Genomic DNA, 16,302 nt, shown 5'->3' on the forward strand with positions numbered 1-16,302 from the left:
TAACAGTACGTACTTTCAAGTGCTATAGGCACCAAAAAGTACCCTCATCCTAAAGGAGCTGTCATCGATGAACTCTAAAAGATACAACATCGGAGTGGAAGCTACGCTTGAAGTCCTCGGAGGAAAATGGAAGTGCGTCATTTTGTGCCATCTGACGTACGGCAAGAAACGGACCAGCGATTTGAAGCGCCTGATCCCGAACATCGCCCAGAAAATGTTGACGCAGCAGCTCCGGGAGCTGGAACAGGACGGCATTATTAAACGGTTCGTGTACGATCAGGTTCCGCCGAAGGTGGAATACGAGCTGACCGAATACGGCTGGAGCTTGAAGCCGATTCTGGACGCGCTTTGCGCCTGGGGAGATTGCCACATCGAACGGGAATACGGGGACAAGTTCGCGGTTCTGGAGGAGAGCGTCCTGACCCGCAAGCCGGAGGAGATCCGCTAAAGGATCGGCCGGCGAATGGCCGCGGCGGGCGCGGAAGCCGATTTACTTTTGAGGGCGTATCCGATAGGATAGAACATGGTGTATTTCAGGATACGGACGAGGGGAAGGATCCGATATGGAACCGAAATTGTATCACGTTCTCGGGGCGAAGCAGTTCAGCCGGCCGGAGCTGGACCGGCTGTTCGAGGAGGCCCGGGCGATGGAGGAAGTCGTGCGCGGCGGCGGGAGCCGGAAATACGAGGGACGGATCATGACGACGCTGTTTTTCGAGGCGAGCACGCGGACGCGGCTGTCGTTCGAATCGGCGATGACCCGGCTCGGGGGAAGCGTCATCGGCACGGAGAACGCGGCGCAGTTTTCGTCGGCGATCAAGGGCGAGACGCTGGAGGATACGATTCGCATCGTAACGGGCTATAGCGACATCATCGTCATGCGCCATACGGAAATCGGAGCGGCCAAGCGCGCGGCGGCGGTGGCCGGCGTGCCGGTTATCAACGCGGGGGACGGAGCGGGCGAGCACCCGACGCAGGCGCTGCTGGACGCGTATACGATCCAGAAGGAATGCGGACGCATCGACGGCCTGCGCATCGCCATGGTGGGCGATCTCGCGTACGGGCGGACGGTGCATTCGCTAAGCTACATTTTGGCCAACTATTCCGACGTTTCGATCTACTACATCTCCCCGGACAACGTGCGCATTCCGGAAAGCGTCAAACGGTACATGGACGAAAAGGGCATCCGCTACCGGGAAACGGCCGACCTGAACGCGGTCGCGGGCGACATCGACGTGCTGTACCAGACGCGCATCCAGAAGGAGCGGTTTACGTCGCTGGAGGAGTACGAGAAGGCTTCCGGCAAATATATCGTCGATCCCGAGCTGATGGACGGCCTGAACCGAAACGCGATCGTGCTGCACCCGCTGCCGCGCGCCGGGGAAATTTCCGAGGCGGTGGACAACGATCCGCGCGCGGCGTATTTCCGCCAGGCCGTGAACGGGCTGTACATCCGGATGGCGTTGATCGACAAGGCTTTGAGCTAGACCTTCGCGACGGATCGTCATCAAAGCAGATTATGCGGGAGCCGGCGAGTGGCCCGCAGGATGAGCCTTCGGCTGCGATTCGTTAACAGGCGAAACGTTCGCGCGGTTAATCTTCGGACAAGTTGATGTTCGGCGTTAACGGGGTTTATCTCTAATGGGGTTAAGGATCGGCGGGGGCGAGGCGCTTGACGAAAGAACGCGATTCGGGCCGAAACCCCGGTTCCCGACGGAGAAGCCCCCTTTGCCGCGGGCGTTCCGGTCGTGGTATAATGAATGTCCGGCTGGCTGCAATTCAATCGTTGCGTGAAGGAGATGGAGCGGAATGGGCAAAAACAGTCAAACGGACAAACCGTTGGCGCAAAACAAGAAAGCGTCCCACGACTACTTCATCGAGGATACTTACGAAGCGGGAATCGTGCTGACCGGCACCGAAATCAAGTCGCTCCGGCGCGGCCGCGCGAATTTGAACGATGCGTTCGCGACGATCCGGAACGGCGAAATCTTTTTGCACAATATGCACATCAGCCCGTACGAGGAGGGCAACCGGGCAAATCCCTCGGACCCGACCCGCGCGCGCAAGCTGCTGCTGCACAAGGTGCAAATTCACAAGCTGCTCGGGCTGTCCAAGCAGGAAGGCTTCACGCTCGTGCCGCTGAAGGTGTACGCGCGCAACGGCTACGCCAAAGTGCTGATCGGTCTCGGCAAAGGGAAAAAGCTGTACGACAAGCGGGCCGTCGCCGCCAAGCGCGACGCGGAGCGCGACATCCGGCGGGCTTTGCGCGAGAAGCAGAAGGTTTAAGATAATCGTTTTATATGCTCAATACAGGGAGCCCTTCCATCGGTCCGAATACGGCCGGGGAGGGCTTCTTTTGATTTCGGCGGGAAACGAGGACGCGGATTGGCGTGAGAATGCGGATGGGCGGTTCGGTGTGGCGCAGCGTGGCTCGGTGAGGCTCGGCGCTACGTTCCCCGCGCTAACGGCTCGGAGCCGAGCCAACGCCTTGCCCGCGTCCCCGCCTGCTAAACCGCCGACTCGCGGGCGGAAGGCTCGAGCGCGAGCGTTTCGAGCCGGGCGATTTGCTTCAGCAGCTTTTTGAGCATGATGGACGCTTTCACTTGCACCGGCAGCGTCTCGGCGACGCGGATGTCGTAAGCGCCGTCGGCGATGGCCTGCTTCAAGTCCGCGACCGAACGGCACGGACGGCGAAGCTCGTTGTACACGCTGCCGTATTGCAGGCATTGGTGGGTGTCGCTTCCGGCGGTCACCGGCTTGCCGAGCTCGGCGGCGAAGCGTTCCACGCGCCGGCGGTTCGTTTCGCTGCCGTACTCGTACATATCTTTGGCGTTCAGGTCGAAGGCGTCCAGCCGCCGAAGCTCGGACCGGTCCAAATGATGAAGCGGGGTCGATTCCCGGAACGGGTGGGCGCCGATTTTCAGCAGCGGAACCTCCTCGGCCAGCGTCATCAGCTCCGCGAACGGGATGAAGGCGTCTTTTTCCGTAAAAGGTTCGAGCCGGCGCCTGACGTCCAGAATGTGCTCCTTGCGGCCGATCAGCAAAATATGCCCGGTCTCCCGGACGTCCACTTCCATGCCGGGGAAAATTTTGAGGCTGCCGGCTTCATAATGCTCTCCGTTGTAAGGAAACAGCCGGTCCAACTGGTCGTACACGTCGAAAAAATGCCGCGTATTGAAATGCTCGGTCAAGGCCAGGGCATCGAGCCCGTTCGCCTCGGCTTCCCGAAGCATCTCGTCGTAATAAGCGGGCGAAAAGTCGCTCGCTTTGGACAGCTTGGCGTGGGTGTGCAGGTCGATTCGCATGATGCAGCGCTCCTTCTTTTATATAGGGGTATGGCTTTGCGGCTTCAGCCCAGCCAAAACAGGACGGCCACGTACGCCGCCGATCCGGCCAAAAACAAAACGTCGCGCGTTCGGAATTTCAGGTGCGACAGCTTGAGCTTTTTGGCTGCCGGATTTTTCAGCCCGTAGGAAAACCCCCGCGTCTCCAGCGCTTCCACCGTCGTGCGGGAACGTTTGGCGGTCGCGAGCATTAACGGGTAAAACGAATAGACGAGCAGCCGCAAATAGTAGGCGCCGAGCCGCCAATAGAGCAAGCCGGGACGCTCCGGCGCTTTGCCGCGCAGCCGATAGGACAGCAGCACGTTGCGGAATTCCTGGAACAGCACCGGCAAAATGCGGTAGCCGTAGGACAGGCTGAAGGAAAACGCCGCCGGCATCCCGAGCGCCAGCAAGCCGTCGCTGATTTTCTCCGGATCCAGGCCGGAAAACACCGTGATGCTCGCCAGCGACACGATCGACAGCTTAAGCGTCAGCTTCAGCAGCGGCAAAGCCGAAGAAACATCCCCGCCAAAAAACAGCGACAGCACAAACAGCCACCCCACCTGCCCGATCAGTCCCAGGCACAGCACGACAATGATGAGAGGCGTCACCCGCGACAGCACGGTCGTGACGATCATGAACAGGCACATGCCGGCCAGCACGACATAGCTTCCGACAAACCACGGGACGACGGCGAAAAAAAGATACCAGACGAGCAGCCCGCGCGGGTCGAGCCGCGAAAGCGAGGCATGCCCGGTGCCGTAGGCGGTGTTCATCAGTTCGAACTGAATCCGGTCGAGCGACAGCTTATGGAACCAGTTGCGGACGAGCTGCATGGGGTCGGTCCTCCTTTCGGGCGAGCATGGAATGCAGGCGTTCGGCCAGCTCCTCCGGAGAGGCGCACGGCGGCGAGAGCGCGAGTTGCGCCGACAGCTCACGGCTTTGCGTCGGCGCGAGCCCGGCGCGGCGGATGAGATCGGGATCGGCGAAAATGTCGGCGGGCGTCCCGTCGGCCGCGACGGTTCCCTCGCTCATCACGATCGCTCTCGTCGCCCATCGGCTGACGAGCTGCATGTCGTGCGTGGCGATGATGACGGTGCGGACGTGATGCCGAAGCTCCTCCAGCGTGCCCAACAGCTCCTCCCGTGTCGCCAAGTCGAGATTGGCCGTCGGTTCGTCCAGCAGCATGATTTCGGGCCGAATGGCGGCGCCGATCGCGAGCGTCACCCGCCGCTGCTGGCCGCCGCTGAGCAGCCGGGCGTCGCGATCCCGAAGCTCCTCGAGCCGGAAGCTGCGGAGCATTTGCTCCACCGTCGCCTCGGCGTCTTCGTGGCCGCGTTTTTGCAGGCAGTAGGCGATTTCCTTTCGCACATGGTCGTCGATGAACATGTCGGACGGGTTTTGAAACACGAATGCCACATGTTCGGACAGCCGTTCGACGGATACGCTTCGCGTGTCGAGGCCGAGGACGGACACGGAGCCCGCGGACGGCCGGGAGATGCCGGCGATGAGCTTCAGCAGGGACGACTTGCCGGCCCCGTTGTTGCCGATCAGCGCGATGCGCTCGCCTTCGCGAATGTCGAGCCGGATGCCGCGCAAGACGGGCCGTTCGTTTTTGCGCACGGTGCGGTAGGTTAAGCCGGCGTCGCGAAAGGCGATGACGGTGCGGCCTTCCCGCGGAGCGCTCGAGCTGCCGTTGTCCGTCCGCACGATTGCGTTGACGTTGTCGGACGGTCGATCGGTCGCGCCCGCGCTGCGAAGGAGGCCGGCGAAATACGGCACGGCCGCTTCGGTCGTGACCGGATAAGGCCACGGCAGCGCCGGGAAAGCCGGCCGGGCGTCCTTGTCGGGAGCGGCTTGCAGGAGGGCATCCAGCTTGGCCGCGGCCTGGGTAACCTCGGGCGGCTGAATGCCGAGCCGCTCCAGATCGCCGATCCGGTTGAGAGCCTCAAGCGTCGGCAGCTTCCACAGCACGCGGCCCTGCTCCATCAGGCAAACTTCCCCGCAGTAGTCGGCGATAAATTCGGGATGATGCTCGATGACGACGACCGTTTTTCCGTTATCCCGGTTCAGCTTCCGCAGCACTTCGTACACCTGGCGGGCGTGGCTCGGATCGAGCTGGGACACGGGCTCGTCGACGACAAGGACGTCCGGCGCAAGCGACAGGGCTCCGGCCAACGCGAGCAAATGCTTCTGCCCGCCGCTCAGCTCCCAAATGTAGCGGTGCCGGAATTCGCCGAGCCCGCACAAATCGAGCGCCCGGAGCGCGCGGTCCCGGTAATCGGGAAGCCCGTAGTTGAGCGGGGCGAAGCAGGCCTCGTCCAGGACGGTGGGGCGAACGAGCTGGTTTTCGAAGTCCTGGTAGACGTAGCCGACTTTGGCGGACAGCTCGGCAACGCTTTTCTCCTTGGACGAGAGTCCGCATACGTTGACTTCGCCGGCAAAATCTCCCGAATAGTAATGGGGGATGAGGCCGTTGAACAGTTTGCAGAGCGTCGATTTGCCGCAGCCGTTGCCGCCGACGATCGCGAGGAAGCTGCCTTGCTCGACGGCAAGGGTCGCGTCGCTTAGCACCGGAACCTCGGAGCCGGGATACGTAAAGGTGACGCCGGAAATGTCGATGGCGAGAGGCTTAGGCATACGGCACGCCCTTCGGGTCTTTTGGGCCGTTGCGCGTTTTTTTCGCTCGCATGAGGAGGAGAACGGCGACGGCGACGACGGCGGCCGCGGCAATGCTCAGCCAGATGGCGCCGTTTCCGAGGCGGTCGGCAAAGCCGCTGTCCCATTCGCCGAAATTCCAATCCGTTTCGGACAACGCTTCCGCGCCGAACGCGATCAGAGCAAGCGCGATGCCGCCCGCGACCAGCTTGGGCGAAACGACGCCCGCCGCTTCGTAGCGGTCCGTCTTGGCGCGGGGCTTGATGCCGAGCAGCGGTTCGATTTTGCCGTACAGTCTCGGAACGAGATACAGCGTCGGAAGCAGCGCGAACAGGATGCCGGAGAACAGCACGTCGTTCAGGAAGCCGACGCCTTCCGCCAGGACGACGCTTTCGGCGAGCCCAGGCACGGCTTCGAATTCTTCGACGCCGATCCACACTTTGCCGATGTCGACCAGGCTGCTGCACAGTTGGTGAATGACGACGCCGGTCATTGCGGCGGTGCCGACCTGCGCGCGGCTTTGCGGATCGCGGACGAGGCGGCCGGCGACGTACATGGCGAACGAGAAGGTCAGAAATTTCTCGAGCTCGCCGAGGCCGCCGAACTGTCCCAGCATCAATTCGCCGAAAATCACTTCGCCCAGCGCCGCGCCGACAGCCGCGTAGAAAGGATGAAACAGCATGCACAGCGTAAGCGGGATAAAGGCGAAATACTCGACGGACAGCTCGACGGGACCGAGCCGGAAGCTCGGGATGAGCTCGGTGAACATGTTGGACAAGCCGTACAGGGACATGGACAGGACGAAAATCATCATTTTCTGCGAGGACGTGAGGGTGTACATGGTTTTGCCTTTGGCACTCATGGGGACCGCCTCCCGATCGGAATTTGTTTTTAGTGTAGAGACGGAGTATTAAATGAAAAGAGGCAATGTGTTAACTGGCTGTAATATTTTTTACATGGTGATAACCGTGAAATATTTCTTACATAACAAACGTTTGCTACGATGAGTAAGGAATCGAGGGAGAGGGAGAATAGAACGAATGCATCTAACGAAAAAGCAATGGTTTCCCGACAAAAACGGATTTTCGCCGGGTCAGCTCAAAATCGCCGATTTCATCGAGCGTCATCCCGACGAGGCGCTGTTCATGACCGAACAGGAAATCGCCGACCGGATCGGGACGAGCATCGCGACGGTGTCGAGGTTTTGGCGCGCCGCGGGCTACGAAAACGGGAAGGACTTCAAGCAGAAGCTTCGGTCCGCTTCCGATACGACGCCGGCGTTGAAGCTGGAGACGACCATTTCCAAACTGGACCCTTCCAGCTTGCCGATGAAAATGCTCGAACAATCGCTCGCGCACCTGCAGGAAACGGCGGAAAAAACGGACCCGGCCGAATTGAAGCGGGCCGCCTCGCTGATGGCAGGAGCGAGACGGATATACGTGCATGCCCCGGGACCGGCGATGGCATTGGGCGAATTGCTCCATTACCGGTTGTCGCGATTCGGCATGTCGGTGCGTTTAATGGCGCCGAGCGGCCACGAGCTGCTGGAATCGCTCGCGCGCGTGCAGCGGGAAGACGTCGTCGTCATGTTCAACTTCGCGCGGCTGCTGCCCGAAACCGAGGTTCTTCAGGATTGCGTGCGCCGGATCGGCTGCTCGGCCGTCCTGATCACCGACCGGGAGGAGTTCCGGTACGGGGCGCAGGCGGATGCGGCCTTTTATGTGAGCCGGGGGGAGATGGGGGAATTCCACTCGATGGTGACGCCGCTGCTGCTGATCGAGCAGCTGATCCTGAGCATCGGACTGTTGAACAAGGAGAGCGTGCTGTCCAAGCTGGAGTATCTGGGCGAGCTCCGGGCCCGGTACGCCGAGAAGCTTCCGCGCGGGAAGGCTTGATTACGCCGGGCAAGCTGGATTACAAGCTTGGCGTGCAACACCCCGGTGTCCTTGATTTTGAGCCGCGGAGTTGATAAAATGAATGTCCGGCGTGAAATTTCGGCGAGGGCTTGCGGATTTTGGGCGTTTGCCTCGGGACGTCGGACACGATCGCTTTTTTTCCGGATTCGGGGTCGGCCGGCGCTTCCAAATGCGTTCGCGGCTGCCAAGGCAATGCGGACCAAGCTTGCCAGCAACCTCTGGCGGTTTTCGAACGCGAATCGTGTTATACTAAGAATGTGTTTGATTGACGATTTTATTCGCTTGCGCGTTGTGCCGCTTTTTGCCGGCACGGCGGAATCGATCCGGTTCGTTCGGGTTCGGGAGCCGCGCAGCGAGTTCTACCAAGCCGATTGGCCGTCTGCGGACGCCGAGGGCGCTTTTACTTGGGGGCGTTTTTGGATTCGACGGGGATAGATCGAGCATGGGTAGCGGGTAGTAGGGCTGCGTCTGCTTCACTAACGCGGAAGCCAATTAAACGGCAAAGCTAAACAACCTTCTCTGGCTCTGGCCGCCTAATAACGGTCACCAGGCTCTTGCCTTCCATCGCCCATGTGGCGGGTTGAGAGCTCAACTTTAGTGGGATACGCTGTCACATCTCCGCCTGGGGTGTGCTGAAGAAGACAATCAGGCTGACCCGAAGAGCAGCCGGTGACGGGGCGTCTCTAGGGTGACATCAAATCTGTCACTACACCCGTAGAAGCCTGTGTGGCGTTGTCTTCGGACAGGGGTTCGACTCCCCTCGCCTCCACCATGAAAGCCCAGTCCGCATGAGGACTGGGCTTTGCTATGTCTTGAAATTGTAGACGAATTGTAGACAAGAGTTTTTGTAGGTCCAATATTGAGAAAAGTTGTAGACAAATTGTCTACAGCTAGAATTTAGAAATAAATATGCTCTGTATGCGGGAAGCGACCTTATTATTGTCCCTTCTGTTACAGACCGTTTAAATCACGTAGAATCAAGTTTTATTAGTTTGCTTCACGTTCTATTCACTTGATTTACCGTAAGTTATCATGAATTTTTGCGGCAGTTTTACGGCAATTGCGACCAAGTAGCGGTCTGTATCATATTCCTAGTATCCATCGGTTGGGTTTTATCGATATTGAACGACTGTAGAGTATACACACGGAATTTTTAAGAGAAATTTCGTACAACTGAATTTTGTATTTTAGTTTGTGTATAAATGTGGTATTATTATTTTAATCTATTTTTATTTTTTGGAGCAAAGCATGCCCATCCTTTAGGCATGCTTATTTTGCGTTTGGGAGGTAATATATGAAAAGCGTGATCTCTTATCCGAATCGAGGGAACTGGGGGGATACTGCCTATAGAGGAAATTGCTCAGGTTTTGTTATTAAAGATTTACTTGAGTTTTATAAGCCTCATTCGTTTCTGGAGGTTTTTGCAGGGGGAGGTACTGGTTATGAGGTGGCGAGAGAATTAGGTTATTCCGAATCAGTACATCTGGATTTACACCCTCAATGGGGCGGGTGGAATGCATTGAAAGATGATGTTCCAATTAACTCCGACTTTATTTTCTGTCATCCCCCCTATTTTGATATGGTCATTTATTCAGGTGAGGTATGGGGAACGCCGCATGATGATGATTTATCACGGGCAAAAGACTATCAAGATTTCATTACGAAATTAAACTTTGTACATGAAAAACTATTCAACAGTCTTCAAATAAACGGAAGGCTGGCAACTTTGATCGGAGATTGTAGGAAGCAGGGAATTTACTATTCTATCATTAAAGATATGAAGTTTTTTGGGACACTTGAATCTCACATTATTAAGGTGCAACATAATATGAGTTCCACAAGAAAAAAATATCAGGGAAAATTTATACCGATTATTCATGAACACCTTCTTGTTTTTAGAAAATGATAAGAAGATCGAATGAATGATTTCACTTGCTTTCTAATTTGAAAAAATATAGAATGTTCGGATTAAAGTTTCTACTCCTTGTGTTACAATGATGATTAAATGAACGAAATTGAAGGTGGTTTAAATTATGTCTGTCCTAAAGGCACAATTATTCATACAACAAGTGGATAAACCTGTAGCAAAACCTATATTGAAATGGGCAGGCGGAAAACAACAATTATGGAATGAAATCGCTCGGCACGTGCCAAATAGCTACGGAAAGTATATCGAACCCTTTTTCGGTGGTGGGGCAATATTTTTCGGTTTGCAACCCGACAATGCAGTTCTTTCAGACACCAATCCCGATTTAATAAACCTTTATAAAACTGTTCGAGATAACGTCGAAGAGCTAATTGATTGTCTTAGGGATTTCGTTAACGAAGAAGAATTTTTTTATTTTATTCGAAGCCAAGACCCTACACTTTTGAGTCAAGTTGAGCGGGCGGCAAGAACGCTATATTTAAATAAAACGTGCTTCAACGGACTTTACCGCGTAAATAAAAAAGGTCAGTTCAATGTTCCATTCGGGAGATATAAGAACCCTAATATTTGTGATGTTGAAGGGCTTAAGTCCGCGAGCTCAGCTTTAAATGGTAAAACTATCGTTGAAGGCGATTATCTTCAAGTGTTGAGAGAATATGCCGAGCCCGAAGATTTCATTTATTTAGACCCGCCTTACCTGCCCATATCTACATATTCTGATTTTAAGCGATATACAAAGGAATTCTTTTACGAAGAAGACCACATTAACTTAGCAAACGAAGTACGCCGACTTTTCGAATTAGGTTGTACCGTTGTTTTAACGAATTCAAACCATCCGCTTGTATATGAATTGTATCGTGATTATAAAATTGAGGTCCATAGGACGAAACGTTATATCAACTCGGATGCTAGTAAACGGAGCGGACAAGACGTTCTGGTTGTCGCACAACCCCGTCGAAGAAGTTTCAAAGTAGTAAAACCAGAAATCCCAAATACGCAATTAGACCGATTCCCAGGCACTAGATATATGGGAAGTAAGTATAATTTGCTTGATAGTATCTGGGATGTTGTTTCGGAGTTTCGATTTGATTCCGTGCTAGACGCGTTCAGCGGAAGTGGCGTAGTAAGCTATATGTTCAAAACGAAAGGCAAGACTGTTTTCTCCAACGATTTTATGGCATTTTCAGCTAACGTTACAAAAGCGATTGTTGAAAATAATTCCGTTACTCTTGATGCTAATGACGTTAAGTTTTTACTGAAAGAAGGCGGCGGTAATGGATTTATATATGAAACATTTAAGGGGCTTTATTTTACCGACGAGGAAAATATTTTCATAGACGATTTAAGAGCACGTATTGATAAGTTGCAATGTCCATATAAAAGAGCGTTAGCTATCGCAGCTTTAACTCGTGCCTGTTTGAAACGGAGACCCAGAGGGATTTTCACTTACGTTGGATATCGATACGATGATGGGCGTAAGGATTTGCAAAAAAGCCTCAAAGAACATTTCCTTGAAAGCGTTGAAGCATACAATAACGCTGTTTTTGATAATGGCAAACAGAATATATCCACAAATAGAGATACTATGGAGCTTAGGCGTCATGCAGATTTGGTTTATATCGACCCGCCATATTATAGCCCATTGAGCGATAACGAATATACAAGGCGCTATCATTTTGTTGAAGGACTTGCAAGGCGCTGGGAAGGTTTAGAAATACAATGGGATACAAAAACAAAGAAGTTTAAAAAGTATCCAACGCCTTTCGGTACAAAGGTTGGTGCTTATGATGCATTCGATAAGTTGTTTGCAAAACATAAGGATAGTATTATTGTTGTTTCGTATTCTTCCAATGCGTTCCCTTCGATGGAAGAAATGATAGAGTTGCTATGTAAATACAAAGATAAAGTGGAAGTCAACCAAGTCGACCACAGATATTCTTTCGGTAATCAAGGTCATAAAGTTGATGATAACAATAACGAAGTACAGGAGTATATTTTTGTCGGATACTAATTTTCGTCGAGGTGTCTTATGAATTCTCCGTGGCATTTTGGTAATACAACTGTAAGGAATCCCTTGCGAATCCGTGAAGGCTTGATTGTATTAAAGAATACGTTGAACGGTAATATTATCGGAAAACAGCAAGAACGTTTATTTGCTGATGAGCTTGAAAGGGCAGGTGTAATAGAAATCGCAAATAAACAACGGGATTACAGTGATATGGGACGTAAATGGCGTTCCTGCTTATCTCAATTGGGGTTCATTACACATAAGTTCAAACGCGACTTGAAATCAGGGGAAAAAGACCCTGCAATATTTGAAATAATAAATGAACATCCAGAGTATGGCTTGACGGGATACGCTTACGAGATAACGCCAAGTGGTCATAGAATGATAAATGCCGAAACGGTTCAAGAACAACAGGAATGTATGCTTAGAGCATTATTAGCATACGAAATCCCCTCAGTCATTGAACCTAATAACGGTGATGATAGTTTCAAACCATTTATTTTCATCTTACAAGTACTTCAAAAATTGAGTTCTTTCGAAAACCCAGAAGGGTTATCGCAAGTCGAAATGGGAATTGTACAAATTTATCGCGACCATGATTCTATTGACGAAGTGGTTGAAAAAATTCTTGAATTTCGGGCTGAAAGAAATGCCGTTACAGGTAGGGTTGCGAAACGGAGAGTTGACAACGCATTATTAGAAAGGATTGCCGCTTCAGTCGACTTACAAAGAGATTCGTTGAGAGATTATGCAGACGTAAATTTCCGATATCCACGATTGACGGGACTTGTTTCGTTGAAGGGTAAAAGGCTTATTCTTAGTGATAAAAAGTTACCAACAATAAACGCCTTAATTGCCGGTGAGCGACAAATTATTGGTAAGGATAATGGTAAGGCATATTTGACCCGTCTATGGAAAGGCGCAGAATTACCAACGGATAACGTAATTACAGCACGAGAAGAAATCTTTAGATTCCGTAAACTTCTCATGGATTCTGGGATGACAGAAACACTCATTCCTGTCATTCCAGACACACATGATATAGCCGAATTGAACCAAGTACGTATACGACTTGAAGTATTGTATCAACAAGTTCTTGAAAAGAATTATGCGGCTGAACAAGACGAGGTAGAACAGGTAAAAGAAATAATCGCTTACCTCAAAAAGATTGATAAGCAACCGATTGATGAGGAAACATACGAATTTGATATCGATGATGAACCTGCATATTTGGAATGGGCGGTTTGGAGAGCATTTTTAGCAATAAATCAGCTTGTAAACGAGCCGCATGAAGCACGAAGATTCAAAGTTGACCAAGACTTCTTCCCGTTAGGTTGCGCCCCAGGCGGTGGCCCAGATATGATATTCGAATTCGAAGATTATGTTTTAGTTGTTGAGGTAACGTTAACTTCTTCCTCACGTCAGGAAGCGGCGGAAGGCGAACCTGTTCGCAGACACGTTGCAAAAGAGAAGGCGAAAGTCGCCGCGGCAACTGGAAAACCTGTTTATGGATTGTTTTTGGCGCGTTCTATTGATAATAATACCGCAGAAACATTCCGTGTTGGCGTTTGGTACACGGGCGACGAGCCTGATTTTATAAACATCGTACCGATTACGCTAAAACAATTCATCCTTATAATGGAAAAGTTTCTGACTAATCGTTTTGATAATAAAGTGTTTAGAAGGGTTTTAGATAATTGTCTAATACCAAGAAATGCCCATGCACCTGCATGGAAAAAGGAAATTCAAAAAGTTGTAGATATCTTCTTAGCATAAAGTATCAAGCTCCTACTTTCGCCCTGCCAAACACGGTGGGGCTTTCCTGTACGTATATGAAACTTTAGGAAAATTTCAATCTTGTTGAAAACTAGGATTGCTGAAAATAAAAAGGGGGACGGTCAATTCCCTATCCCCTATATTATATTGACTCTGCTTCTTCTATTTTTTAAGTTTTTTAACTTGTCAAACCAACGTATTCATCCAATTGTTTTTGTTCCCAATAATTTAATTTGTTGTAAACACTTGATAAAAGCTGTCTCAGAGATTTTTCGTCTATATCATTTTTAAAAGAAGTTGTGTTAGAGAGATTAACTATTCTAATTGCAGTTTCTCTAGGTAAACCTAATTCAATGATTCTTCTTGTTAAAGGTTTCCAAGCCCCCATTTCTATGAAACTTAGAATTGGATTGGTCTGGTTTTGCAATTGGACAATTGGTTGTAATAATTTGGGGATTGAAAAAGAAACGTCTCTTAAAATCGTATCGATTGCACTATCGATCATGGATTCTTCCACTATTCCTTTATCAACCACAGCTTCAATTATCTCACGCATCGGTTTTTCATTCGCCCAGCTATATGTATATAGTGCTAAAGATAGAATTCTTGATGTATTATCACCTAATTGTTTGAAATAGTAGTAGGGAGCGAGTGTTTGAAGCTTTTGTAAGTTTGATACAATAGAATTAACCAAATTTGAATCCATCGGTTTTGATGGTATGACAGACCATTTTGAATTATATATTTTTTGTAATATTAGAGGGTCCCAATATCTATTTTGAATACAAAAATCTTTTGGAATGTCTATTGCTTCAACTTCACTTTTTATTTTTTTGAAAATTTTGGGATCGATCTCGATTCCAACTCTTTTTAAAAATAAGTTAGCTCTTTCACCATTTCTGATTATTGATTGGCGAATGTATGTAATTAGATCATTATAACTTACATCAGGATTAGGTTCATCTGAATCGACTAAAGCACCAATGATTTCTTCTTCATGTTGCAAATATCGCTCATGATAACTAGAAACTAATTCCTTATTTATTGTCTTTGAAAAATCAAATTGTTCTTCAAATGAATTTTCGTCTAAAACAATAGCACGTCCAACGAAATCTTTCATAAGCCTTCCGGCTCTTCCTCTTAAATTTGCAAACTCGTAGGTTGATAATTTTGGCGAACCATTTTCTTTTGTCGCTCTGAGGTATAAATTTGGATTTCTAATAATTAAATTCTTAGCAGGTAGATTGACTCCTTGCATTAATGTCGTAGTACATGTAATTGTACGAATTGTTTTATTTATATACGCTTGTTCAATAGCAATCCTAATATGTAGGGGCATTTTTCCATGATGGTATCCAATCCCATTGTTTAATGTTTTTACTAAATTATATTGAGGATGAACTGTTTCCTTCACGTACTGAATTAGCGATTGCAATTCTTTTCCGATTGCCTTCTTTTGAGATAAAGTTATCGCTTCAGCTGTTCTCGATGCTTGTATGGCAGTCGGAGAAAAAATAAGTGTACCTGAATCCTGCTCAATAAATTTGTTTATTAATTGAGAGACAAACTCGTGGAATCTTTCATCATACAATTTCTTGCCAATATATTTATAGAAGTCATTATTATTGATTTCAATTTTTATGGGTTCATCCCTTAGAGTCGAATATTGCTTAATAAATAATTTTTTCTTCTCTTTAGAAATAGTATAAGTGATGTTAATTACTGGTGGTACCTCCTCATTAACATCAACACTATTCTCACCAAAAAAATTATTTGAAACCTGCTTCATATTGCTAATCATCGGACCGCTAATAATTACTTTTTCCGGGTTCACATTGTTAAGAAACTCGTGAATTACATCATATAAAATACGAGATCGTTCCTCATCACCGGATTCAATTCGTTCGATATTTTGAACTTCATCTATTATCAGTACTTTGAGGTTTCTAAATGGGGAACTATTTTGTGTAAATGCTGCTAGCGCTCTCTCTTGCGTTAATACATAAATAACCTTTTCAAACTGTTTGTCAAAATCATCAGAATATGTTTGCAATATTTGATATTCTGTTAATTCATATTCAAATAGTGCCTTCCTGATATCACGACAAACTTGATTTATTAAACTAATAGTCGGAACTATAAAGACTACCTTTCCATTAGGATACTGCTTTAAAATGTTTACTAATTTTGCTACGAGAGTAAATGACTTTCCGGCTGATGTTGGTGCTGAAATTCCAATCCGATCAAAGCGATCAATCGCATCCCATACATCTTTTTGAAATTTAGATAACAGCAGGGTATGATTTTCATCAACCTGTACTTCATAATTCAATAGCTTTAGACCAGTCCTAAGTTCAAGCATATAGCTACCTAGGCTAGAAAATTTATTTTCATTATATGATTCATCGACCATAATCGCAGAAGGTCCAAGTCCTAACCGTGATAATATATGGACTAAGAATGGCGTTAGCCCATTCCATTCTTCCTTTTTATATTCCCAAATAATCCCAATTATAGAAAGACACTTATTTCTTGTATCGTTTGATAAATTGCCTCTTGAGAGTTTTTCGATGTAATTTAATAATTTAACGACATCTTTTACATCTAATTCCATTTTAGCATCTGATAGCCCTAAGTTATTTGCGAATGTTGTGAGATCATATCGTAGTAGTTTTTCTATTAAAAATTCCACCA

Annotated in this window: 12 protein-coding genes and 1 other RNA gene; 8 read left to right on the plus strand and 5 right to left on the minus strand. The window is 49.3% G+C overall.

Annotation, left to right across the window (positions count from 1 at the left end):
• Window positions 1-67 precede the first annotated feature (67 nt).
• The 3 genes from B7E11_RS01420 (at window position 68) to smpB (ending at window position 2,286) form a co-directional block, all read left to right on the plus strand.
• The gene (locus B7E11_RS01420) at window positions 68-448 is read left to right on the plus strand and encodes a winged helix-turn-helix transcriptional regulator (RefSeq protein ID WP_080831863.1); all 381 of its coding nucleotides are present in this window, start codon (window positions 68-70) and stop codon (window positions 446-448) included.
• Window positions 449-563: 115 nt separating this feature from the next.
• On the plus strand, window positions 564-1,487 hold the full coding sequence (gene pyrB, locus B7E11_RS01425; protein ID WP_080831864.1) for an aspartate carbamoyltransferase: 924 nt from the start codon (window positions 564-566) through the stop codon (window positions 1,485-1,487).
• Between the two features lie 322 nt (window positions 1,488-1,809).
• Window positions 1,810-2,286 (plus strand): SsrA-binding protein SmpB, encoded by a 477-nt coding sequence (gene smpB / locus B7E11_RS01430; RefSeq protein WP_080831865.1) that lies wholly within the window; start codon window positions 1,810-1,812, stop codon window positions 2,284-2,286.
• Between the two features lie 221 nt (window positions 2,287-2,507).
• Here the strand turns inward: smpB and B7E11_RS01435 are convergent, their stop codons facing one another.
• From B7E11_RS01435 to B7E11_RS01450, 4 genes are read right to left on the minus strand one after another with little or no spacing between them, the layout of a single operon-like run.
• A complete protein-coding gene (locus B7E11_RS01435) occupies window positions 2,508-3,305 on the minus strand; it encodes a PHP-associated domain-containing protein (protein WP_080831866.1) in 798 nt (265 codons plus the stop codon).
• A 44-nt stretch (window positions 3,306-3,349) separates the two neighbouring features.
• Window positions 3,350-4,159: an energy-coupling factor transporter transmembrane component T family protein gene (locus tag B7E11_RS01440; protein WP_080831867.1), complete on the minus strand. Its 810-nt coding sequence runs from the start codon at window positions 4,157-4,159 to the stop codon at window positions 3,350-3,352.
• The gene (locus B7E11_RS01445) at window positions 4,131-5,963 is read right to left on the minus strand and encodes an ABC transporter ATP-binding protein (protein ID WP_080831868.1); all 1,833 of its coding nucleotides are present in this window, start codon (window positions 5,961-5,963) and stop codon (window positions 4,131-4,133) included. Before B7E11_RS01445 ends, B7E11_RS01440 begins: the two co-directional genes overlap by 29 nt.
• The gene (locus B7E11_RS01450; RefSeq protein ID WP_176220564.1) at window positions 5,956-6,843 is read right to left on the minus strand and encodes a DUF8171 family membrane protein; all 888 of its coding nucleotides are present in this window, start codon (window positions 6,841-6,843) and stop codon (window positions 5,956-5,958) included. Before B7E11_RS01450 ends, B7E11_RS01445 begins: the two co-directional genes overlap by 8 nt.
• Before the next feature lie 178 nt (window positions 6,844-7,021).
• Here B7E11_RS01450 and B7E11_RS01455 point away from each other — a divergent pair, with 178 nt between their 5' ends.
• The 5 genes from B7E11_RS01455 to B7E11_RS01475 all read left to right on the plus strand — a co-directional run bounded on the left by B7E11_RS01455 (window position 7,022) and on the right by B7E11_RS01475 (window position 13,608).
• A complete protein-coding gene (locus B7E11_RS01455; protein ID WP_080831869.1) occupies window positions 7,022-7,876 on the plus strand; it encodes a MurR/RpiR family transcriptional regulator in 855 nt (284 codons plus the stop codon).
• A 427-nt stretch (window positions 7,877-8,303) separates the two neighbouring features.
• Window positions 8,304-8,669: a transfer-messenger RNA gene (gene ssrA / locus B7E11_RS01460) on the plus strand.
• Between the two features lie 522 nt (window positions 8,670-9,191).
• A complete protein-coding gene (locus B7E11_RS01465) occupies window positions 9,192-9,803 on the plus strand; it encodes a DNA modification methylase (RefSeq protein WP_080831870.1) in 612 nt (203 codons plus the stop codon).
• A 127-nt stretch (window positions 9,804-9,930) separates the two neighbouring features.
• Complete coding sequence (locus B7E11_RS01470; RefSeq protein WP_080831871.1) at window positions 9,931-11,835, plus strand: Dam family site-specific DNA-(adenine-N6)-methyltransferase; 1,905 nt, start codon at window positions 9,931-9,933, stop codon at window positions 11,833-11,835.
• Window positions 11,836-11,853: 18 nt separating this feature from the next.
• Window positions 11,854-13,608 carry an AlwI family type II restriction endonuclease gene (locus tag B7E11_RS01475; protein WP_080831872.1) on the plus strand — a complete coding sequence of 585 codons (1,755 nt, stop codon included), beginning with the start codon at window positions 11,854-11,856 and terminating at the stop codon, window positions 13,606-13,608.
• A 178-nt stretch (window positions 13,609-13,786) separates the two neighbouring features.
• Here the strand turns inward: B7E11_RS01475 and B7E11_RS01480 are convergent, their stop codons facing one another.
• Complete coding sequence (locus B7E11_RS01480; RefSeq protein WP_139787031.1) at window positions 13,787-16,300, minus strand: DEAD/DEAH box helicase; 2,514 nt, start codon at window positions 16,298-16,300, stop codon at window positions 13,787-13,789.
• Window positions 16,301-16,302: the final 2 nt, after the last annotated feature.

This window comes from Cohnella massiliensis (genome assembly GCF_900169535.1).
GTDB lineage: Bacteria > Bacillota > Bacilli > Paenibacillales > Paenibacillaceae > Cohnella > Cohnella algarum.